Origin of the sequence: Metabacillus niabensis (assembly GCF_020524345.1) — a bacterium.
Lineage (GTDB): Bacteria > Bacillota > Bacilli > Bacillales > Bacillaceae > Metabacillus > Metabacillus niabensis_B.
The window spans coordinates 13,156-35,139 of sequence record NZ_JAIVLH010000020.1; the positions used below are offsets into that span (position 1 = coordinate 13,156).

The 21,984-nt window shown below is 35.2% G+C and carries 23 protein-coding genes; 10 read left to right on the plus strand and 13 right to left on the minus strand.

The genetic code is table 11. From position 1 onward, the window contains the following. Positions 1-224: 224 nt before the first annotated feature. The 3 genes from LC095_RS19855 to LC095_RS19865 form a co-directional block, all read right to left on the minus strand. On the minus strand, positions 225-1,448 hold the full coding sequence (locus tag LC095_RS19855; protein ID WP_226529816.1) for an MFS transporter: 1,224 nt from the start codon (positions 1,446-1,448) through the stop codon (positions 225-227). Positions 1,449-1,505: 57 nt separating this feature from the next. Then, entirely contained in the window at positions 1,506-2,081 is a 576-nt protein-coding gene (locus LC095_RS19860; RefSeq protein WP_226529817.1) for a TetR/AcrR family transcriptional regulator, read from the minus strand. A 233-nt stretch (positions 2,082-2,314) separates the two neighbouring features. After that, positions 2,315-2,902, minus strand: a complete 588-nt coding sequence (locus LC095_RS19865) for an NAD(P)H-dependent oxidoreductase (protein ID WP_226529818.1) — start codon at positions 2,900-2,902, stop codon at positions 2,315-2,317. Between the two features lie 122 nt (positions 2,903-3,024). Here LC095_RS19865 and LC095_RS19870 point away from each other — a divergent pair, with 122 nt between their 5' ends. From LC095_RS19870 to LC095_RS19890, 5 genes are all read left to right on the plus strand, one after another. Next, a complete protein-coding gene (locus tag LC095_RS19870) occupies positions 3,025-3,453 on the plus strand; it encodes a MarR family winged helix-turn-helix transcriptional regulator (RefSeq protein ID WP_226529819.1) in 429 nt (142 codons plus the stop codon). 419 nt (positions 3,454-3,872) lie between these two features. Next, a complete protein-coding gene (locus LC095_RS19875) occupies positions 3,873-4,223 on the plus strand; it encodes a hypothetical protein (RefSeq protein ID WP_226529820.1) in 351 nt (116 codons plus the stop codon). Between the two features lie 344 nt (positions 4,224-4,567). Then, on the plus strand, positions 4,568-4,783 hold the full coding sequence (locus LC095_RS19880; protein ID WP_226529821.1) for a helix-turn-helix transcriptional regulator: 216 nt from the start codon (positions 4,568-4,570) through the stop codon (positions 4,781-4,783). Then, complete coding sequence (locus LC095_RS19885; RefSeq protein WP_226529822.1) at positions 4,780-5,253, plus strand: hypothetical protein; 474 nt, start codon at positions 4,780-4,782, stop codon at positions 5,251-5,253. Before LC095_RS19880 ends, LC095_RS19885 begins: the two co-directional genes overlap by 4 nt. 311 nt (positions 5,254-5,564) lie before the next feature. Next, positions 5,565-6,416 (plus strand): LysR family transcriptional regulator, encoded by an 852-nt coding sequence (locus LC095_RS19890; protein ID WP_226529823.1) that lies wholly within the window; start codon positions 5,565-5,567, stop codon positions 6,414-6,416. Between the two features lie 40 nt (positions 6,417-6,456). Here the strand turns inward: LC095_RS19890 and LC095_RS19895 are convergent, their stop codons facing one another. From LC095_RS19895 to LC095_RS19905, 3 genes are all read right to left on the minus strand, one after another. Then, positions 6,457-7,212 carry a class I SAM-dependent methyltransferase gene (locus tag LC095_RS19895; protein WP_226529824.1) on the minus strand — a complete coding sequence of 252 codons (756 nt, stop codon included), beginning with the start codon at positions 7,210-7,212 and terminating at the stop codon, positions 6,457-6,459. A 313-nt stretch (positions 7,213-7,525) separates the two neighbouring features. Further along, complete coding sequence (locus LC095_RS19900) at positions 7,526-8,320, minus strand: SDR family NAD(P)-dependent oxidoreductase (RefSeq protein WP_226529825.1); 795 nt, start codon at positions 8,318-8,320, stop codon at positions 7,526-7,528. A 103-nt stretch (positions 8,321-8,423) separates the two neighbouring features. Then, positions 8,424-9,437 carry an AraC family transcriptional regulator gene (locus tag LC095_RS19905; RefSeq protein WP_226529826.1) on the minus strand — a complete coding sequence of 338 codons (1,014 nt, stop codon included), beginning with the start codon at positions 9,435-9,437 and terminating at the stop codon, positions 8,424-8,426. 443 nt (positions 9,438-9,880) lie between these two features. Between LC095_RS19905 and LC095_RS19910 the strand changes: the two genes are divergently transcribed. Beyond that, on the plus strand, positions 9,881-10,363 hold the full coding sequence (locus LC095_RS19910) for a DUF2798 domain-containing protein (protein WP_226529827.1): 483 nt from the start codon (positions 9,881-9,883) through the stop codon (positions 10,361-10,363). Between the two features lie 52 nt (positions 10,364-10,415). Here the strand turns inward: LC095_RS19910 and LC095_RS19915 are convergent, their stop codons facing one another. After that, on the minus strand, positions 10,416-11,723 hold the full coding sequence (locus tag LC095_RS19915; RefSeq protein ID WP_226529828.1) for an MFS transporter: 1,308 nt from the start codon (positions 11,721-11,723) through the stop codon (positions 10,416-10,418). A gap of 147 nt (positions 11,724-11,870) precedes the next feature. Further along, the gene (locus LC095_RS19920; RefSeq protein ID WP_226529829.1) at positions 11,871-12,632 is read right to left on the minus strand and encodes an MBL fold metallo-hydrolase; all 762 of its coding nucleotides are present in this window, start codon (positions 12,630-12,632) and stop codon (positions 11,871-11,873) included. A gap of 117 nt (positions 12,633-12,749) precedes the next feature. On the opposite strand from LC095_RS19920, the gene LC095_RS19925 reads away from it, so the two are divergent. After that, complete coding sequence (locus LC095_RS19925; protein WP_226529830.1) at positions 12,750-13,160, plus strand: Lrp/AsnC family transcriptional regulator; 411 nt, start codon at positions 12,750-12,752, stop codon at positions 13,158-13,160. 98 nt (positions 13,161-13,258) lie between these two features. On the opposite strand, the gene hprK is transcribed toward LC095_RS19925, so the two are convergent. Beyond that, positions 13,259-14,176 (minus strand): HPr(Ser) kinase/phosphatase, encoded by a 918-nt coding sequence (gene hprK / locus LC095_RS19930; RefSeq protein ID WP_226529831.1) that lies wholly within the window; start codon positions 14,174-14,176, stop codon positions 13,259-13,261. Positions 14,177-14,590: 414 nt separating this feature from the next. Here hprK and LC095_RS19935 point away from each other — a divergent pair, with 414 nt between their 5' ends. Next, positions 14,591-16,657 carry a methyl-accepting chemotaxis protein gene (locus LC095_RS19935; RefSeq protein WP_226529832.1) on the plus strand — a complete coding sequence of 689 codons (2,067 nt, stop codon included), beginning with the start codon at positions 14,591-14,593 and terminating at the stop codon, positions 16,655-16,657. A 135-nt stretch (positions 16,658-16,792) separates the two neighbouring features. Next, positions 16,793-17,272, plus strand: a complete 480-nt coding sequence (locus LC095_RS19940) for a GNAT family N-acetyltransferase (protein WP_226529833.1) — start codon at positions 16,793-16,795, stop codon at positions 17,270-17,272. A 115-nt stretch (positions 17,273-17,387) separates the two neighbouring features. On the opposite strand, the gene LC095_RS19945 is transcribed toward LC095_RS19940, so the two are convergent. The 4 genes from LC095_RS19945 to LC095_RS19960 all read right to left on the minus strand — a co-directional run bounded on the left by LC095_RS19945 (position 17,388) and on the right by LC095_RS19960 (position 20,918). Next, on the minus strand, positions 17,388-18,059 hold the full coding sequence (locus tag LC095_RS19945; protein ID WP_226529898.1) for an LrgB family protein: 672 nt from the start codon (positions 18,057-18,059) through the stop codon (positions 17,388-17,390). A 17-nt stretch (positions 18,060-18,076) separates the two neighbouring features. Then, complete coding sequence (locus LC095_RS19950) at positions 18,077-18,445, minus strand: CidA/LrgA family protein (protein ID WP_226529834.1); 369 nt, start codon at positions 18,443-18,445, stop codon at positions 18,077-18,079. 150 nt (positions 18,446-18,595) lie between these two features. Beyond that, positions 18,596-19,462 (minus strand): LysR family transcriptional regulator, encoded by an 867-nt coding sequence (locus LC095_RS19955; RefSeq protein WP_226529835.1) that lies wholly within the window; start codon positions 19,460-19,462, stop codon positions 18,596-18,598. A gap of 376 nt (positions 19,463-19,838) precedes the next feature. Then, positions 19,839-20,918, minus strand: a complete 1,080-nt coding sequence (locus LC095_RS19960) for an NAD(P)H-dependent flavin oxidoreductase (protein ID WP_226529836.1) — start codon at positions 20,916-20,918, stop codon at positions 19,839-19,841. A gap of 183 nt (positions 20,919-21,101) precedes the next feature. Between LC095_RS19960 and LC095_RS19965 the strand changes: the two genes are divergently transcribed. After that, positions 21,102-21,962, plus strand: a complete 861-nt coding sequence (locus LC095_RS19965; protein ID WP_226529837.1) for a LysR family transcriptional regulator — start codon at positions 21,102-21,104, stop codon at positions 21,960-21,962. Positions 21,963-21,984: the final 22 nt, after the last annotated feature.

Genomic DNA, 21,984 nt, shown 5'->3' on the forward strand with positions numbered 1-21,984 from the left:
GAGGTTGTTTTTTTGTAGCTTTGTTCATTTCCAATAACTCCGCTAATAATAAGGCATTGGAGAGATGTATGTGGTGTATTGGCTATAATCTTATTTTTGGCATAGCAAAATCGAATAAAGATAAGCGATAATAGTGATTAATTTGCTCTTGATGTAGAAGATAATACTAATGTATGCACCCGAAAAATTAGATTTTCACTCTAACCTTTGGGGTACATTTATATTTATAACATGTATTTACTTTTAGTGGTTTTTGATAAATTTTTTGTCTTATTTTTTATTAAATGAACTAATAAGGCGATTAAAGGCAAAGCTGTTCCAATGAGTAATGTTACTTCACTATTAAATTTATAGTATGAGTAACTTCCGATCCAAGAACCAAAGGCTCCTCCCAAAAAGAAAATAGTCATATATAATCCATTAAGTCTGTTTCTTATCTCGGGATTCAAACCAAAGATAACTTTTTGACCTAATAATAAATTTCCTGATACCCCAATATCGATGCTAATTCCGGAGATAAGGATTAATATTACACTCAATAGTGAATGATCGTGAACAAAAAATAAAAGCACAATAGATAATAGTACGAGCGCCATTGATACATTAGTCATTGAAAAAATATAACCTTTATCTGCTATTTTGCCAATAGTAGGAGTTAATAAAGCTCCAGCTATTGCAACAAATCCAATTAATGCAATTTCATTATTTGAAAAATGTAATGGTTCAGACCTTAGTAAAATTGGGAGTACTGTCCAATAAAGACTAAATGTTGCAAATAAACATGCGTGATAAAAAGCTCTTTGTTGTAAAGGAGAAGTATTTATTAGTACCTTCACCATAGAAGCAATTAGATTTGAATATGACATGTTACTATTTGATCCAACTTCATAGTTAGGCAAAAATTTCATAATTAACAGTAATACGGCAACTAGCGTTATTAATGAAAATAGAAATACCATTCTCCAGCCGAAACAGTCAGTTATTCCGATAGATAATGGGCGAGCAATCATAATTCCAATCAATAAACCACTCATCACTTTACCTACATATTTACCTGTCTCTTCAACAGGCACAATCCTCATTGTTAGTGGAACTAATATTTGAGCCGCACAGGCCCCAATGCCAATTATGGTTGTTAATAGTAAAAAGACAATTCCATTTGTTGAAATAAGAGTACCAATTAATGAAATAATAGAAAGCCCGATCAGAATAGCAATTATTTTCTTACTTCTAAATAAGTCAGCCATTGGTACGATAAAAAATAATCCCAATCCATACCCAATTTGGGTTAAAGTAGGGAGCAATCCAGATAAATCAGAAGGGATGTTTAGATCTTTTGCAATGAATTGTACAATTGGTTGAGCATAATAAATATTAGTAGCAAGTGAACCGCAACTAATTGCCAAAATGAAAATTAGAAAATTTGTTTTTTTAGTCAATTTTATCATTCCTTTTGTTCATTTTTATTTTGGTACGATCGTTCCATTATGCTAAAAAAAGAAAGACTATAGGTCTGCAATAGTCTTATCCACTAGATGATAGGCTAGATTTTTCTCTTTTTTGTATCTGGACATTAAATTAATGCTGTGATTTAAACTTAATAAAGAATATGCAGCTAATTCAGAGGTAACCTCTTGTGAAATTTCTCCTTTCTTTTTTCCTTCTTCAATGACTTGCTTAAATACTTTCTCAAGTTCATTAAAATCATTTATAAGTATTTCTTCTATGGAAGGATCAATATGTCCAATAAGCAGTGAAGAATTAGTGATAATACAACTTTTGGGATTGTCATCTGAATAGCATTTTTCAATTTGTTGATAAAAAAAGGATGTAAGTGAATCTTTAGTGTTTATACCACTAAGAAGTAAATTTCTTCTTCGATAGCCATAGTTTTTATAATGTTCTAAAACCAGTTTAAATAGTTCATCCTTATCTCCAAAACTATCGTAGAGAGTAGATCGACTTATTCCCATCGTTTCAATAAGATCTGAGATATATGTAGCGTCATACCCTTTCTCCCAGAATAAATACATAGCTTTATTCAAAGCATGTTCTTTGTCAAAACTAATCCTTCTACCCAATTTACAACACCCCCATTCATATAAATTAGTATAGAGGTTTCGGAACGAAGAGTCCAGAAAAACATATTCTTAATCAAAGATTGTGAGTGGTAGGATAATTTAAGTGGGAAACCTGACAATTCCAACTAATTCCTACTAAAATATACCAATATTTGTGAGGAGAGGATTATGCCAAAAAGCAGTAGTAACCTCTTCCGTATTGTATATAAATACAATCAGCAAAAATAAACTTATTAGCGTTTTACGTTTTTAAAATAACAGTAAACTTTTTCTAATTTTTTTATTTGTTTTCCTTTAGGGCTTTCCATATTACCGAATTCAAAAAACTTCACTTTTTTGATACCGACAAAATTAAATAAAGCTCTTTTCATCAATATTTTATGGGCATTATTCAACCAGAAAAATGGATAATTTGCAGGTCCCTTCATGGTCGACACACATACAACAGACTTTCCTTTTAAAAGGCCTTCAGGTAGTAGCCCCTTTTTATCCCTGTATGCAAAATTTGATGCAAATAATTGATCAATGTAGCCCATAAGCATTGCCGGGGGCCTTCCCCACCAGATTGGATAGATAAAAACAATCTTGTCTGCCCAAGTAATTTGCTCTCTATATTTGTTAAGGCTAGGATCAAGGTGCATATCTCGCCTTCGTTTATGCTCATTAAAAACTAGGAGAGGATTAAAACTCTCATCATATAAATCTAACACCTTTAACGCCTTTATGTTAGGATTCTCATTACCTCCTTCGATGACCTTTTCCAAAAAGGCGTAACATAAACTTGTGTGATTGGGATACGTATAAATAACTAAAATTTTCATCATTCATCCCCCCGTTGCTTATCATTTGATAATAATAATGTAGCATCTACTGTATTTAGTTGTCAATTGATAATTGTTTTTAGATAATGTTCTTGTTATCTTCTCAGTAAGAGGTGAAAGTTATGGACAAAAAAGCTCTTTTTGAGAAGTGGGTATCATTTGCAACTTCTGCTCATCGTGTGACACACGAATTAACAGTAAATGTCAAGTCGGATTCTATCACACCAGTTCAATACAACATTCTTGAGTATATAACAGTTAGTCAGCCTGTTACTCCTAGTGAAATTAGTGACTGTCAGCATATATCAATGCCGAACACGAGTCGTGAGTTGAAAAAGTTAAGTGAAAAAAATTTAATCGAAAAATTTAGTGATGAGGAAGATCGGCGAAAACAATACATTCGTCTCTCGAAAGAGGGGGAAAAGATGATGAAAGAAGCATTTGCATGCATAGAAACTCGTTTCCTGAATCGAATAAAAAATGCTTCGAATAAAGATTTAGATGATATTGACCATGCATTAGAAATTCTTCAAACAAAACTATTTTACTAATAGGCATGAATGACAAAAAAATCGTTATCTGATTAACTTTCAAACGGTGGAGCTCCATAGATATCCTTATTTTTGAAGAGATCCAATTAAAGTGGAATATTGATGAGACAACTTTTGCGAATAACGTTAACTTCCGCGTTTCTGCTGCTAAAATCATATGCATGGAGAAGTAAAAACTATTGGAGGAAAGATAATCATAAAAAGGTGAATGAAGTGAAAATACATCATATTCAAAGTAGTTAACGATAGATTTTCCTTTATTTACTCTTCAGCAATAGGGCGCCTATCTTGTTAAAAATTGTTGAACTGGATCACTTGTCTTGAAACAATTGGTAATATACAGTATGACAGTTTAACGGAGGAAGAAATGAAGAAGATTTTGGTGTGATTTTTGAATTCGTTAAAAACAAAGAGGAAGGATGATCAAAATTAATAAAAAGATAGTAAGTGGGTTAATTGCATGTACTGCTTTATTAATTGTCATTCCCTTACTAATTCTTTTTTTATATGAGGAATCAGAAGAATTTGAGGGGTTTCCAGTTCCCAAAACTGCTGAAATGACAACTTATAAATGTAATCTAGAAGCTTATAACTGGGGAGCAGCTTCAGAAGAAAATGGTCTGCCTTTAAGGTACCGAGCAATCATTAGGCTATGGGGGTGGGATAAAAAAGAGCAAGAAGGTAGTTTAACCGTTTACGAAAAAGATGGCCAAGAAATAGATGTTATTTCACAGACAGACTATTTATCTCTTAGCACTTCCAGAAATTGAACTCAAAGCTTTTAACTATCTTTTTTACCTTATTTAATTGATTTTTTTATTCAACAATCTGGGCAATAGTGAAGACCATTTATTAAAGTCTTTTAAGATTATCTTAAAAATCAAGTCTTCTGCTATAAGGCGCAATACTACAGTAAAAGAATTGTGCTTTTTCTTTATGTTAAGGGCCAGGTAGTGAAGTAACTCCTAGTGAAATTTTGAGAGTTTAAATTAATGGAACGGTACAATTCTACATAAAATGTACTGTTTTTTTACAGTTAATATGTTAATTTGACTTTACATTATGTTAAATATACTTTACAATATAAATATAGTTAATATTGGAAGGTGACTAAATGGAACTTCAAAATCGTGTGAAAGAGCTACGAGCAAGGTTTGATCTAACGCAAGCAATGTTAGCTGAACTTGTAGGGGTCTCTCGTCAAACAATCGCTGCAATTGAAAAAGGGGATTACACACCGTCACTTTTATTAGCCTTAAAGGTTTGTGAAGTATTTAAATCAAAGATGGAAGATGTTTTCTGGCTTAATGGAAGGAGTGGAGAAAAATGAAGAAAATTTTTCAACCAGCAATATTAAATAGTGTGACGATCATTTTATTTGGGTGGGCGCTTGTGATGTTTTATGAGGCACAAATGCAATTTGCAGACATTATAAAAGATCCAGAACCACCATGGGAAATTTCTGTGAATATTTTACCGTTATTACTATTTATTATGATTTGCATCCCAATTTCAACCTATTTTATCGCAAAAGGAAAGAAGAAGCACAAAAGCATGTGGAAAGCTTTTATGCTTCCACCAGAACTTGAAGAAGCGGATGAGAGGGAACAAATGATCACAGCAAAGGCATGTAGAAGTTCTTATATTGCTATGTGGTACACAGCACCGATCGCAGCGGGATTACTGCTTTTTTATCCGTTAATTCAAGAGAATATTCCATACTATCCAATCATTATTCTGTTGTTATTGCCAGTTGTACAAATGATTAGTTACTTTCATTCACTTCATAAAAATCTATAGAAAAAGGGGTAAGAGAACGATTTGAAGAATTAAGAGCCACAATGGAAAACAAAATTAAAAATCAAGAATTAGATCTTTAATGTCAATAAAGTTGTTCCAGAAAAGAGCGCTATTCCAGAGGAATTGCGCTCCTTTACCGTTTTAGGACAATTCCTTGAATACCATCCAACAAGTAAATTGGATACTTATGTTAAAATATACAGAGAAAATTATGTACCAGGCCGGATCTTGGAATAAACTTATTCAATAATTAAGATATATACGATCTAATCTGGATTAGTTTGTGAATTTTTAAAAAGGCGGAAAAAGATGTGGAAATAGAATTACTAAAAACATTCATATTTGCTGCGAAAAAAGAAAACTTTCGTGAAGTTGCAGAAGAATTAATGATGACGCAATCAGCTGTTACAAAACAAATTCAAAAACTTGAAAAAGTATTGAGTATTCAATTGTTTGATAGGGTTCATAAACGGGTGAATTTAAATGCAAATGGCCATTATTTTTTACCACGAGCAATTCAGTTAGTAGAGTTTGAAGAACAAATAGTCCTGGAGATGAAAGCATTTCAAGCTGGCTATTTTCAAAAAATTTCTTTAGGGGTAGCTCCACAAATTGCGAATTCCACGCTTCCTTTTATCATTCAGCATTTTAAAAAGTTTCAACCAGATATAATCGTTCAAATTGACATTTTACCATCAAATGAGATAGGTGAGGCTGTTTTCCGTCAACAAATTGATATTGGGCTATCGAAAGTTCCTTCCACTAGAGAGCTACTAACAACGATGATTGCAAATGAACCTGTTATGATTGTAGGTCCTCAACCATTCGTTGCAAAGGATTTTCACTTATTAATAAAAAAATTTCCGATATATACACATGCTTTTTCTCCTTATTGGGAGCAAATTGAAAGTCATTTACCTAGGGATTGCCGAATAGAAAGACTGAACCAAACAGAAGTAATTAAAACGTTTATTAAACAGGGGATGGGTATTGCGTTCTTACCCAAAAGCGTTGTCCAAACAGAAATAGAAAAAAGTGAACTTTTTGCGCAAATTCCTAAAATAGACGATGACATTCTCTCTGCCACATTCGTTTATACTAAATACACCCATCCTATATTTGATCGATTTATAAAAGCATGTATCACTGTATATCAAAAGTGAAAAGCAGCTTAGATCTTTGGAATATCTAAGCTGCTTTGTATTAAGGTTTTTGTGCAATGAAACGAATACGCCAATAATCAGCAACCCAACCATTTTCTTTATAAAGTTGAGGACGTAAAATACATTCACATTCACTATGGATTGCTTCTTTTTCTTCATTTGTAAGATTCTTGAACATATTGTTACTGAACATTTCAAGCCAGTTTCGAATACCATCTTCTCCAACTAAAGGTGTTGGTCGTTCATAATGCTCGATTGTTATTATATTAAAACCAGCGTTGATAAGATGCTCTGCCATTTCTTTTTTTGTTGGAAAAACCCATGGAAATAAAGTGGCATCATACAAAATTGATAAGCGTTCCGATGCTTCCTTTATGGCATCCACAATAGATTGTATATTATTTGCTCCACCTAATTCGGCGACGAAACGGCCACCAGGAAGAAGAACATCATAACAATTTTGAATTACCTTTTGCTGATTTTTCATCCAGTGAATGGCAGCATTTGAGAACACTCCATGAAATTGAGGGTCAAAAGAAAAATTCTCGCCATTTTGAACGTTAAAGTGGATATCAGGGTACTTTTCTTTTGCAACTTCAATCATAGACAGTGCAGCATCAATACCAGTAACCGTAGCACCTTTTTTTGAAATATCATAAGCTAAATCTCCTGTACCACAACCAACGTCTAAAACATGTTCTCCCTTTTGTGGATTTAAGAAGGAAACAAGGTCCTCACCGAAATTTGAAACAAACTTGTGCTTGTTATCATAAAGTGTCGCATTCCAATCAGTCATTTATACCATCCCCCAAAAGTTGATACATTTAGATTATCATGTCAGATGAATTTCAATCTAATAATTAATTTAATAATAATTGATTCCTATCAGGAATTAACTCATCTTTTATATTGCTTATGAAATTTTAGATAGTAGATATTAGGGAGGGTTTATGGTGTAAAATGGCTGGGTGTAACTAAATATAGTAAAAGAGTGACCTTCAGCAAACAGAGCTTAGCAGAAAAAGAAGTGCACGCTTCTCATTTTTGACGAAGGTTTGTTTCTTGAAAGAATTCTTACTCACCTTGAGAGATGAGTAAGAGAAAAAGTACTAGAAAATAGTCGGTACCATGCCTCCATCCACACGGATCGGAGAACCTTTAAAAGCTGAAGCGTAAGGGCTACATATAAAGGTAGTTAATCTACCTATCTCCGTTGGCCTGATAAATCGTTGGATTTCAGACTGAGGTAGATTTGTAATCATAAATTCTTTCTCTTTTTCTAAAAAAGTCATACCTTCATTAGGGTACATCCCCTCAATTATTTGATGCACATTCTCGGAGAGTGTTGGTCCCGGCATGATCGTATTGACAGTCACTTCTTTTCCTATTGTTAATTTAGATAGGCTTTTTGACAATGATAATAGCATTGATTTTGTCATACAATATTGAGGCATTTGTCCAGAAGGCATAACGGCTTCTTCACTCGCAATAAAGATAACTCGACCAAAATTATTTTTTATCATTTTAGGTAAGTAAAATTTAGATAATCCATTTGCGGCAAGAACATTCGTACGGATATACTTTTCCCATACTTCATCGTCGACGTCCTCATATTTCATCATTTCATAAATCCCCATATTGTTAACTAAAATATCAATTTGGGGATGTTGTTTAAATAATGCTTCCCTTTGTTGAGTATCTACAATATCGGCAGTAGCATTTTGAGGGAAGGTATCAGGGAACTCTAACTTCATTTCTTTTACGGTTCGTTCCACCTCTTCGTCATTTCGTCCATTAATTAGTACATGAACACCTTCTTTTGCAAGTTCAATGGCAATTGCTTTACCGATCCCTCTTGTTGATCCAGTGACTAAAGCTGTTTTATTTTTCAAATCCATGTTCATCATACATTGCTCCTTTTAGTTTTAAAAAAATCCTTTTATTTTGTAGTTATTATTAAGTGATCCGTCTGTTCATACAGTTCATAAAGTAAGCTAGTCAATTAATCTAGTTTAAACCGAGATGTTCAGTACGCCATTTTAAAGGGGTAGCACCTTCCCAAAGGTGAAAGGCGCGGTAGAATGAGTTTTGGTCTTCATATCCAATCAAAAAGGCAACCTCTTTAATATCAAGTGACGGATCTGCAAGGTACTCTCTTGCCTGCTCATGTCGAACTTTTGTTAATAAATGCTTGAAGCTCGTGCCTTCTTCAGTAAGCCGCCGCTGCAAGGTACGATCGCTTATCCCTAACTCGCTGGCAATAGTCTGAATGTCAGGGCGACCTCCTGTTAGACTACGTTTCATGATCCACTTGACTGTCTCAGTAATTGAGGGGCTGCGTACCTGCTCATTTAACGACTGTTCCAGTACGGGAGTTAGGATCTCCAGCAATTCTGCATTGTACGAGACAAAGGGACGATCCAGATCTGCTCGATGTAGAGTCAACCTGTTACAATTTGTACCGAGCTGAATTCGGCAGCCAAAGTAATCTTCAAGTATCTGCAGGTCGCCAATTGAATGGGTAGACAATTCGACGAACTTTGCTGTCAAAGGTTGACCTGTGCCCCGGCGTCCCAGCTCGAGTAGAAATGCCAACGTAATTCCAATTAGAATGGGCAGACCGGGTTGTTCACTATGCAATGATTTTATTTCAATAGTGCAGTGTTCACCTTCCTCTGTGATATGTATGCTTTCAGGAGGGCACAGTTGTTTGTACCTGGCCATTCGTTTTAAAGCATCACGGTAGTCACGAGCATGGTAAGTTGCCAAGACAGTCGGGGGGAAATGATCTGTTTCAAAGGATGTCGCAAGCTTGATGATTCCTTTGGCAGTGTCATCAATGAGATCGGAATAAGCCTGCCAGATCGCGAAATATTGAGCTGTGGTGACAACAGGATCAGAAATAATGGTGATTGGCAATTGTGCTTTTCGAACCACGTCGTGGGCGACTATCCCCAATTGACGTAATCCTGTCCAAAATCCTGCCGGAATTTTAATACGATCAGAGGTATAGAACGTCATGTATATGGACCTCCTTTATCTATTTACATTAGTAGTTTTAAGCGTAATTTTTGTCCTTCTTTGCTAAAGGGCACAGTTTAATAGTACCTCTCCAATAATGCCTTGTAACTAGCAAACTGCGACAAATCACTTGCTAACAACGCCAAATGATAAGAAAAACGAATGGTATACATAAGGACTTTTATTCTGAACTTTTGGTCACTTCGTTGCAGCTGCGCGTTTGTAGAAGAAAAATTAGATTTTTAAACGACTTCATTGTTATATTTTTAAGAAACATTGAAGTATCTAATATCAAAAATGAAACAACTATATTGTCACTTTACGCATTAGAGGTTAAGAGTTGGTTGTTCCTCCACCCTGAAAACAAGGTTCACAAAATGTTCACTTACGAGGGATTTTTATACTCTCTATAATACAGAGGTATGAAAAAGGAGGAACAAAAATTGCCAACAACAAAGAAGGAAAGTATTCAATTTGGTTTTATGATGTGTTTTGGAATGGTATTCTTTATGACGATCTATAATTTTTATCTGAATGGAATGATTGGGGAACTCACACTTATAGAGGGCATTTCTGATTTTCTTATTGGATTTGTTATTGCATTCATACTTGATTTGTTTATCGTTGGGCCTAATGCCAAAAAAATTGCTTTGAAATTAACGGCTAAGACAAATAATAAAGTTTATACAATTCTATCAATTTCTATATGTATGGTGATAGGGATGGCATTCTTTATGTCTATTTATGGTCTTGTTACATCGTATATTCACAACGGATTGACTACAAGTTCCATTTTGTCAGATTATTTATCTGTATTCGGAAAGAACTTTATGATGGCATTGCCTCTACAAATCATTATTATGGGACCGCTGGTTCGCTTTTTATTTGTTAAGTATGTTAAGTCCACTAAGGTAGTAAGCGTATAAAAGTAGAAAAAAAACAAGATTCTTCTTTTAAAAAAGATCTTGTCTTTATACGTTAGCTTAACAAGTTGACCTTTTCTTTCCTTTGAATCGCATGTGACCAAGCAACTACAGGTATAAGTAAAAGTGAGAGGACAGCTCCGGAAAGAGATAGCGCGGCATAACTGGAATGTGCGACAACCATTCCTGATAACGCACTGCCGGAGGCCCCTGATAATGCAACTAACACATCAACAGATCCTTGTGTTTTGGCACGGGTAGTTGGATGTGTGGCATCAACGATAAGGGCTGTTCCACTTATTAAACCTAAGTTCCAACCAACCCCAAGTAAAATGAGAGCAAAAATAAGCAGTCCCATTGAATGGCCAGGAGCAAAAGCAGCAACCAAGCCTGAGAATAATAGGGTGGCACCGGAAGCAATCGCCATAGCCGTACGTCCCACTTTATCTACTAATACTCCGGTAAAGAGTGAAGGTAGATACATAGCACCAATATGGAATCCGATGACTAACCCTACTGCTCTGAGCCCGTGACCATAGTGTTCCATATGGATAGGTGTCATGGTCATAATTGCCACCATCACGAGCTGCGTTAATACCATAATGGTTGCACCAACGACGATCCCGCTTTTATTTTTGTTCGGGTTATCTAAAGTTTGCTTTTTCTGTACAAGATCCGTTTTTTCCTGTGCCTTGGCAACAGCTGTCGATACAATTAATGGATCCGGACGAAGAAAAATGAAGAGAACGGAACCGGCGAGAAGAAAGGCAGCAGCAGCTAAGATAAAGGGACCTGCTAATGGAGGAATACCAATTGATTGTGCAAAATTACCCATTACATCAACAAGGTTCGGACCTGCTACAGCACCAAAAGTAGTTGAGACCATCGCCATGCTCACAGCAGTGGCCCTTTGTTTAGGAGTTGCTAAGTCTGTACCTGCATATCTTGCTAATAGATTTGTAGCAGTACCTGCTCCATAGATAAGAAGAGATAAAAATAATAGCAAAATACTGTTAAGTAATGAAGCTGTGATAATACCAATGGCTCCAAGACCACCAGCTAAAAAACCTGCTGCAAGTCCTATTCTTCGTCCAAAACGCTGTGAAAGTCGGCCAACTAGCAATGCAGCCCCTGCAGATCCTAATGTGAGCAATGCAACCGGAAGGCCTGCTGCACTTTCTGTCCCAAGCATATCCTGGGCTAGAAGGGCACCAACTGTTATCCCTGCAGCAAGCCCTGCTCCACCAAAAATTTGTGACAAGATCACGATTTTTAATGTTTTTTTGTAAAGCATTTGTTGTTTCTCAGGTGAATCAATGTATTCCTGCACCCAACTTGGATGCTGTTGTGTTTCATTTTTCATTCTTTGCACCTCCTTAAAATGCTTCATCCTAATTAGAAAGAGCTCATGAGATGAACAATACATTCAAGAGCCCTTACCAATATATTACTGTTAATGGTCAAAATTGAAAATGAAAAAGATTTTTTGAAAAATAGGTTTTAAGAGCTGTTAAAATGTATAAGATTCACCGTCATCAGGAACGAGTACCTGAGATGAGATTTCTTTTTCCTGAACAAAGCTTTTTAATTCTTTTCTGGATAATGTCCAATGATTAACGGCCTCCATATGGACAGAAACAATCGTTGCGTTAGGGGCAGCTTTATACACTTCAAAGATATCTTCTTTCCCCATAACTAAAGATCCGCCTTCTAGGAATTGGTTATCTCCACCGTTTACAACTATAATGTCAGGATTATGAGTATTGATCACTTCCTGTGTTCCTTCATACCAAACCGTATCACCTGCAAGATATAATGTTTTTTCAGATGGGTGCTTAAAAACAACACCACAAACGTCTCCGGCCATTTTTAAAATGTCTCCTCTGCCATGCTCACCTTTCGTTTTGATTATCTGAATCCCTTCAAGAGTCGTGTCTTCTGTTAAAACTTCAACATGTTGAAAGCCATCACTTTTAACTACTGCAGCATCTTCTTCATTCTGCACAAACACTGTTAGGTGTTTCGGTATGACATTTTTCGCTGTATCATCGTAATGATCTAAATGAAGATGTGTGACAATAACAGCATCTACTTCATGCGTAAGTTCGTCAATGGAAACTGGTAAATTGACTAATGGATTTTGTTGATCTTGTCTTAATGAATTTGGGAAAGGAGGATAAGTCCCTTTCTCTGCTAAAAATGGATCAACTAAAAATTTCTTTCCTGCATATTGAACAACGATTGTCGCATTGCGAATTTGTTGTATCTTCATTTTTTTTGCTCCTTTTCTTTGAATTAGATATAGTTTATATGAAGAACAGTTATCAGTTACATAGATAAAATCAAGTCTTTTGGATGTTTAACTTGATTATTGAAAGGAATTGAATAAATGTTAGATCACACAGATATGCGTATCCTTGAAGAACTATCCAAGAACAGTCGGATCACGATGAAGGAATTGGGTGAGAAGGTTCATTTGACTGGCCAAGCAGCTGCCACAAGAGTAGTGAAGTTAGAGGATAATGGAGTTATTGAGGGGTATACAATTAGAGTGAACCAGGCAAAATTAGGCTGCCTGATTCATGCGATGATCAATATTTATACAAAAAGTCCTCATCATGATTCATATCTTTCATTTATTAAAGCTCAGAAATCATTTGTTTTAAACAATTATAAAATTAGTGGGGATGGTTGTTACCTGCTTGAGTGTAAATTTCCATCTAATGAAGTGTTAAATCAATTTTTAGAAGATTTGAATCAGCATGCGAACTATAAATTAACGATTATTATAAGTAAGTAATGATGTGGTATTTGAGGCTGCGCCAAAAGAGTCGCTATCCTTTACTTTTTAGGTCAAGGACAGCGACTCTTGGAAAAATGCGATGATGTAAGTTTACATTAAAACTCAGATTCCAGGCGTTTAATAAATTCTTCTGCTGCACTATATCCTTGCTGTTTCAAAAGCCAATTATTAGCCGCTGCTTCAATTAACCCTGCAACATCACGTCCAGGCTGCAATTGAATTTCAATATGAGGAATTTTCACCCCCATATATTCTGTGAATTTCGATTCCTGCTCTAATTCATTATTGAGAGTATCTTTTTGCCATTTAGTCAATTCAATATCTAGCGCAATTCTTGTTTCATCTTGAAACGCCTTTCTTCCATATAATCGGACAACATTTAAAAGCCCAATACTTCGGAGTGAAAGAAATTCCTTCGTTTTCTCGTCATGGGTGCCAAGAATGGTAGTCGGACTAAGTTTTTTTAACACGACAATATCATCCGCAACAAGTCGATGTCCGCGACCAATTAACGTATGAGCTGTTTCACTTTTCCCAACACCGGATTTTCCCCGAATTAAAATCCCCATTCCATAGACATTTATACAAACTCCATGGATTGCTGCCTCAGGTGCTAATGCTTTAACCATATAAGCATCAAGTTTTGTAATAAATTCTGAGGTTGGCTGTGGTGTATTCGTACATAATAGAGGGATTCCCTCTTCAAGACAATATTGTGTTAAGTAGGTTAGTCCTTCTTCACCAGCCGTAACAATGAAACAAGGCGGGTGATATTTCACAATATTCCCTATCCGAAATTGACGCTCATTCAAGCTTAATTTATGTAAATAGGTAATCTCTTTGCTTCCTAGTATTTGCACTCGTTCTGTTGGAAAAAAATCAAAGTGACCAACGAACTCTAGACCAGGACGGTGAGATCTAGGTTGTGTTATAGCTATTTGGAGTTGTTCTTCACCAGCAAGAACTTTTAATGCAAATTTTTGAACCAAATGTTCAACGGTTAATAATTTCAATATGAAGATGCTCTCCTTTCTAGAGGCGTATTTATTTAATAAGGTGCTCTAATAAAACAATTTATTTTATATCATCATATATGATTTTAGGAGTGGATATCTATCATTATGGAAGAATGTCACAGAAATGATTCATTCGTGTTTTTTTACATGTAGCGAAAAATAAATAGATATTTCTTATAAACGAATTAGTGCGGAAAAAGTCTTAATCTATTTGGTTATTTCCTTTTCCATATAAATTTTCACTAAGTCTTTTTCGTTCATCATTTCTTTAAAGGTTATCTTCAAAATTTACCAAATGAAAAAAATGTCGAAAATTGTAGTTTTTTATGAAGGATCGCTTCATTATTGTTTATCCCCTGACGATAATAGTTATATATAAATCTAAAAAATAACTATAAGTAGGGGGAAAATATGAAAAATAGGCAACGAAAGAAGAGCATTACAACATCATTGATATCATTTATTGTTCCTATCATTATCATTGCTTTAGTAGTCATATCGTCAATTGGATATACATTTTCAAAACAAATCATTACAAATCAATTAGATTATGCAATGAATACAAAGCTTCGAGAAACTGCTCAGGAAATTAACACGATTTTGGAAAGGGAAAATAGCATTGCACGAAGCATGGCCAAAACGATTGAAGTCAATTCAGATTTGTTAACGGAAAATAAGTACAATGATTTATTACAAAACTATATTCCCATGTACGATGAAACATTTGGTATGGGAATTTGGTTTGAACCATCCGGCTATAAAGGAAAAGAAAAGTATGCACCATTTGCTTATAAAGATGGCAATGAGGTAATTCTTGATAACTCATACACTACAGGAGATCTCGATATATGGACAACAGAGTGGTATGAAGTTGGTTCCAAACCAGATGGAGGATGGACGGCAGCATATACTGACCCGTCTACTAATGTATCAATGGTAACTACGGCATATCCTTTCAAGAAACAAAATGGTGACCAAATGGGTGTTGTTACAGTTGATGTTGATATTAGCAGTATCCAAAAGTTAATTACTGAAACTAAAATTGATTACGATGGAAAAGCCTTATTGGTACAGAGTGATGGGATTCTTCTCGGTGGTGTAGATGAAAATCGTTTAACAACGGAAAACATATTGGACGATCATAACTCTTCTTTGGTAAAAGCGTCTGAATACATGTTAGCGAATGAGGTTGGAAAAACAGAATATACAATCGACAATGAGAGGTACTTTTTCTACTTCTCTACTATTCCTAATACAAACTGGAAGATCGGTATAAGTGTTAGTGAAACCAATTTATTTAATAACCTATATGACTTGTTAAGTATTTTTGTTGTATCAAGTTTTGTTTCAATTGTAATTGTCACGGCAGTTATTGTTGTGTTTGCAAATCGCATGGGAAAAACAGCTAAGAAATATAGCGGGATTGCAGAAGTTGTAGCTGACGGTGGTTTGGTAAATGAATTTGAAGAGAAAGACTTGGCAAGAAAAGATGAACTCGGGGATATTGGAAGATCTCTTCATTCTATGCAAAATAACTTAACAGATGTTATTAAAAACTTTCAGGCTAATGCTTTAAGTATTGATGACCATGCTCAAAATCTTTCTTCGTTTTCTCAACAAATGAGTGCCACTTCGGAAAACGTTGCAACAGCTATAACGAATGTTGCGGAAGGGGCAGCAGAGCAACATGAAAAGTTAAAAAGTGTAAACACAAGAATTAATCAATTTGGAACAAGCTTAGATTTTATGAATCAATCAATTAGTGAAGTTAATTCTTCAACTAACTCCATTTTAATGATGGCAAATGAGAGCAGCCAAGAAATGACGATGATGATGAAATCTTTTGAGACACTAAATAAAACATTTATGGAATTGATAGAACGAGTGAAGTCAGTGGAAATCAATATTCGCAATGTTAATGAGATGACAGAGATCATTAATTCAATCTCAGACCAAACAAACTTATTAGCTTTAAATGCGGCTATTGAGGCAGCCAGAGCTGGTGAATCAGGAAAAGGTTTTGCTGTTGTTGCGAATGAAATAAGAAACTTAGCAGAAAAAAGCAGGGAGTCTTCTGAAAAAATTGATTTGATCATTAAAGGAGTGTCTCAAGACACCGGTAAAATGGTTTTATCAACAGAAGATGTAAATAAAGAACTTCTATTACAAAGAGAGCAGTTAGATACGACAATTACCTCATTTGAGGAAATCATTAAGTCGGTTGAGAGTATATCTCCTAAAATAAAGGAAACAGAAGAAACCTCAACAAAGATTCAGAAAGAAAAAGATATCATTCTTGAAGAATTGGATCAATCCGGAGCAATAGCAGAAGATGTAGCTGCATCAGCGGAGGAAATTTCGGCATCAGCAGAAGAAATGTCTGCTTCGATAGAAGAAGTAAGTGCTTCAGCTGTAAGCTTAGGTGAAATGACTAATGAAATGAGAGGGAAAATGAACTTCTTTAAGCTGGAAAAGTAGTATCATCTATTTGAATAATATACGTTAGGCGCGGACACTAAAGTTCCCGCCTTTTTTTTGTTAAATAAACTAAGTTTCTCATGAGATGAAAAGAATAGTAGAATATATTAATAATAAAGTTAAGGGGGGAGAGCAATGTGGATTCGTGAAATGGAAGAAAAGGACAATCAAAAAATAGAGCAAATTATTAAAAACTCATTAGAATCCTATCACTTAAATATTCCAGGGACAGCCTATTCTGACCCCCAGTTAAGTACTCTTGCACAATTTTACATGAAGCTAACAAATGCGAAATATTGGGTTGCTGTGAATGATCAAAATGAAGTGGTAGGCGGTGTAGGTATCGCACCATTTGGACAGAGGCGCGGGATTTGCGAGTTGCAAAAGTTATACATATCACCTGAAGCTCAAGGAGTAGGACTATCGAAAAAGTTAATGAAAGTAGCACTCGACTTCGCCAAGGAACACTATACATACTGTTATTTAGAAACGTTGAAGAAACTCCAAACAGCAAATCATCTTTACCTCAAATTTGGTTTCCAACAGCTTGATAAGGCACTGGATGGGTCAGATCATAATGCTTGTGATGCTTGGTATATAAAAGAGTTAAAATAAGCGAGGCTTTATGTAGAAAAAAGCAAGTAAATGTAAAACGCATGAACGGATCATTCATGCGTTTTTGTGTTAGATCTATTCTTATTTATGTTCACCACAGTTTTGGCTTTTTACGTTAAATATGTGCCATATTCATTAACAATGGAATGAGAAAGCTTCCCCATCCCATCGTCAAAATCGCTGCGAAAATCATCGCCAGGGAGGAAAAAGTAGCCTCTTGTTCACCATATTCCATTGCTTTAGAAGTACCGACACCATGTGCACTCATACCAAGCGATAACCCTTTTGCAATCGGTGATTTAATGGACAACCATTTCAGTGTAAAGGGACCAATAATTCCCCCGCTTATTCCTGTAATGATCACAAAGATTGTTGTTAAGGTAGGGGTCCCGCCAATTTCCTTCGACACTTCAATAGCAATCGGAGTGGTAATGGATCTAGGTAAAATACTAATTAAAAAAGTAGAGTTTAAGTGTAAAACAAGTGATAAAACAAAAGTAGACGATATCGCAACCAATGTTCCAATTGTAATGCTGACAATAATTGTCCCGATATATTTTTTAACTAAATGAAAATGTTTGTATATTGGAATCGCAAATGCAACTGTTGCGGGTCCTAATAAATCTGTTAGCACTTTTGCAGAATCCATATACGTATCAGCCGAAATACCAAGCACTTGAATCAACAAAATGATGACAATGGGACAAAGTAATAAAGGGTGTAAAAAAGCTAACGTCCACTTTTTATTCGTTAGCTTTATAAGCTTATAAATAATGATCGTTAACACTGTCAATAGAATAATATTCATTTGACAGCACTACTTTGCTTTTTTTGGATAAAGTCTGCAGTAAAGGCTGTTACGGCCATGACAATAAATGTACTGGCAGCAATAATTAACACCAATTCAATTCCTTGCCAACTCATCATTTCATTATAGTTGACAATACCGACTGCGGAGGGTATGAAGAAAAGCAATAGCTCTGCCAATAGCCAATTCCCGCCTTTTTCAATCCATTTCAACTTTACGACACCTGTAAATAAGGCGAGTAACAAACATGCTAACCCAATCATTGAAGCAGGCACTGGTATTGAGATTATTTCTTTTATCCCTGCACCTATAAAAAAGAATAGAGCGATAAATAAAATTTGTATAAAAATTGTAAGTAGTTTCATTTATGATAACCCTCCCTTGTGTAGGAAGGAGCAAACCAAGCCCCTTTTTAGACCGGTTCAAATCCTAGTCTATGGATCATGGTACTACGCTTTTTATCATTCGTAAAATACATAATAACTATTAAAGTGATAACTAAAAGTTATAATGGGTTAAAGAAAAAATTCAATTAACCGTTTCGCAGCAAATGAGAGATACTTATCCTTTTTTGTTATGACAGCTAAATTCCATGGTGTAAAAGGTTCAATATCGATGATATTCACATACTTATTTTCTACACGGGTACAAATCGATTCAGGCAAGATGGTTACACCTAAGTTAGCCCCAACCATTTCAGACATTAAATCCCATTGAGAGCTTTTAAATAAAATTTTTGGCTGAAATCCTTCTCGAATAAAATTGTTCCACATAATATCATGAAGGGCAAAATCCTCGTGGTAAAAAATAAACTCTTCATCCTTCAGTTCCTTTAGGTGAATAAGGTCACGATCTGCTAATGGGTGCCGATGATGTAGTAATAATTTCATCCCATCTTCCACAATCGGATAAATATTAAACATCTCTTCGTCTACAGGTAAAACTGCAACGCCGAGTTCAATTTCACCTTCCTCCACAGATTTCACAACCTTTGCACCGCCATATTCGGTAATGTTAATGGAGATATTCGGATACTGCTTATGAAACTCAGCCATAACACTCGGAAAATATAAACTGCCAATAATCGGCGGAATTCCTACCCTGATGGTTCCTCTTTGTAGTTCTGTTAAATCGTTCAAAATCGTCGTCATTTCATCAATTTGTGATAGAATCTTTTGAGCATATTGCATGACAATAAAACCGGCATCTGTTACTTCACTCGTCTTATTGGACCGAACAATTAATGTCATATCCAATTCATCTTCAAGACTTTTAATCATTTTGCTTAAAGCCGGTTGTGAAATATGAAGGACTTCAGATGCCTTTGTAAAATTTTTATATTTAGCAGCTTCTAAAAAATATAGTAATTGTTTTAACTCCAACCATTCACACCTCCAACTATAGTATAAATGTTTCTGCAGCTATCGTGAAAATATCAATAATTTGTTAACTTGCCAAACAGCAAAATCATAGGTCGGAGGAAATTTTCACTTCAAAACATTGATTTAGTCAACAGTAACCATAAAATGGAATTAGGTATTTAGAAACTTATCTAATTATCTAACCGTTGTCATAAATCATGAGTAGAGGTGACAAAATGTCTCTTAATGAAGCTTTCAAAGCATTATCCGATCCAACGAGAAGAAAAATTTAGAAAAGTAATCATTATTCTTGCTGTTTTACTGGGCTAACAAGGTTTCGCAGACCTATCTTATCAAAAGGTCAACCAGAAATTTGGCTGACCTTATTATACAAATTTTATATATTTAACTTTATATTTTTTGCTTCCTTAATAATGTTTTTTAGTAATGATTCAACGGTTAGGTTTTTTGCTAATCTTGGACTTTGTCCGCACCAATGTGACATGAAGTCTTGATTGTCTTGTGTAGCAGAAGTTTTTCTAATATCTTGAGTAAGTGTGTTTTGAACAGGAAAATCTGGTAAAAGTCTTTCATGCCTCTGCATTTGTAAAATGAATTTATTCTTTATCCCTCTAGCCCATTTACCGGAAAAAGAACGAGTTACAACCGTTTGGTCTTCGTTAGTATTTAGGATTGCCTCTTTATGAAGTTGGTGTGCGCCACTTTCAATACAAGTTAAGAAAGCAGTACCCATTTGAACGCCATTAGCTCCTAAGTAAAAAGAAGCCATTAACCCTCTGCCATCCATTATTCCACCGGCAGCAACAACAGGAATGCTTACATGATCTACAACCTGTGGAATTAGCGACATTAAACCTATCAAACTTTCTTGTGATCGATTGATAAAGTTCCCGCGATGCCCGCCAGCTTCACTGCCTTGTGCCACAACAATATCCATTCCTGCTTTTTCGTTTTTAACTGCTTCTTCAACCGTTGTGGCTGTCCCTATCAAAATAGTCTTTGACTGTTTTAATTTGTAAATTACTTCTCTAGAAGGAATGCCAAATGTAAAAGAACAAATAGGAATCTTTTCCTCAATTACAACCTTAATTTGTTCAATGAATTTCTCGAAATCATTATTAAAATCAGGAAGTTCAATGTTATCATTTTGGTGCAAATTTAGCTGCTGACGAATGGGGTTTAAGAACTGATTAGCCAATTCTATTTCACTTTCTGTAACAGTAAATTCGTTAGGTACAAATAGATTAACACCAAAAGGTTTTGGTGTTAACTCCTTAATTTCAGTAATTTGCTCCCTTAATTGACAAGGAGTCATATAGCCTGCTCCAATTATTCCTAGTCCCCCGGAATTCGTAACCTCAGCCACTAATTTTGATGTTGTTATTCCGCCAGCCATAGGAGCTTGTATAATCGGATACTCAATTTTTAAAAGTTCTGTCATTTTATTAGTTAACATCATTACACACCCCGTATTCAATTTTCTTAACAGAATAATCAATCTAACTGAATTACGTTTTCAAAACAAAAAAAGAAATAGTATATTTTAAGCATACCTTTTTATTGGTATATTGAATAATACATAATAATGATATTTGCTATCAGTTTATTAGATGGGGAAAGAAAAGAGGACGAGGATTTTATGGATCTGCTTGCATTAAAAATGTTTCAGACTGTTGCAAAGTTGGGGAGTATATCACAGGCAGCAAGGGAACTTCAATATGCACAATCGAATATTACAATGAAAATTCAGCAGTTGGAATCGGATCTTAAAACTACTTTATTTTATAGACATAATCGTGGTACTGCTTTAACAGCGAAAGGAAGCATGTTGCTAACATACACTGAAAAAATATTTGATCTTATAGAAGAAACAAAAAGTATTATGAACGATGATCAAACACCAAGAGGTCCGTTAATAATTGGCTCAATGGAAACAACGGCAGCAGTTCGTTTACCAGTGCTTTTTTCAAACTACCTTAAAGACTATCCAGACGTTGACCTAACCCTAAAAACAGGCTCTACCGAGGAAAATATTCAAGGTGTTCTTCAATACGAAATTGACGGAGCATTTGTGGCTGGACCTATTGAACAATCTGTACTCAATCAAAAGGAAGTTTTTGAGGAGGAATTGGTACTCGTAACAGATACCATTCATCCGCCGATATCTTCTTTCAAAGATATTCAAACAAGGACACTGCTTGTATTTCGTACTGGATGTTCTTATCGGGAAAGGCTTGAACAATGGTTTCACGAAGAGAGCGTGATTCCTAAAAAGAAAATGGAATTTGGAACGATGGATGCAATCATTGGATGTGTATCTGCTGGTCTAGGTATAAGTATGCTTCCCAAAAGTGTTGTTGCAAAGCATGTACAAGATGGACTCCTTAGGCAGCATTTTATTCCGAACATATATGGAAAAGTCAAAACAGTATTCATTCATAGAAAAGATAAGTATGTACCTTCGTCTTTATTAAAGTTTATAAATATGTTGAGTGATTAGATAAGAAGAGGAGGGGTTAAGT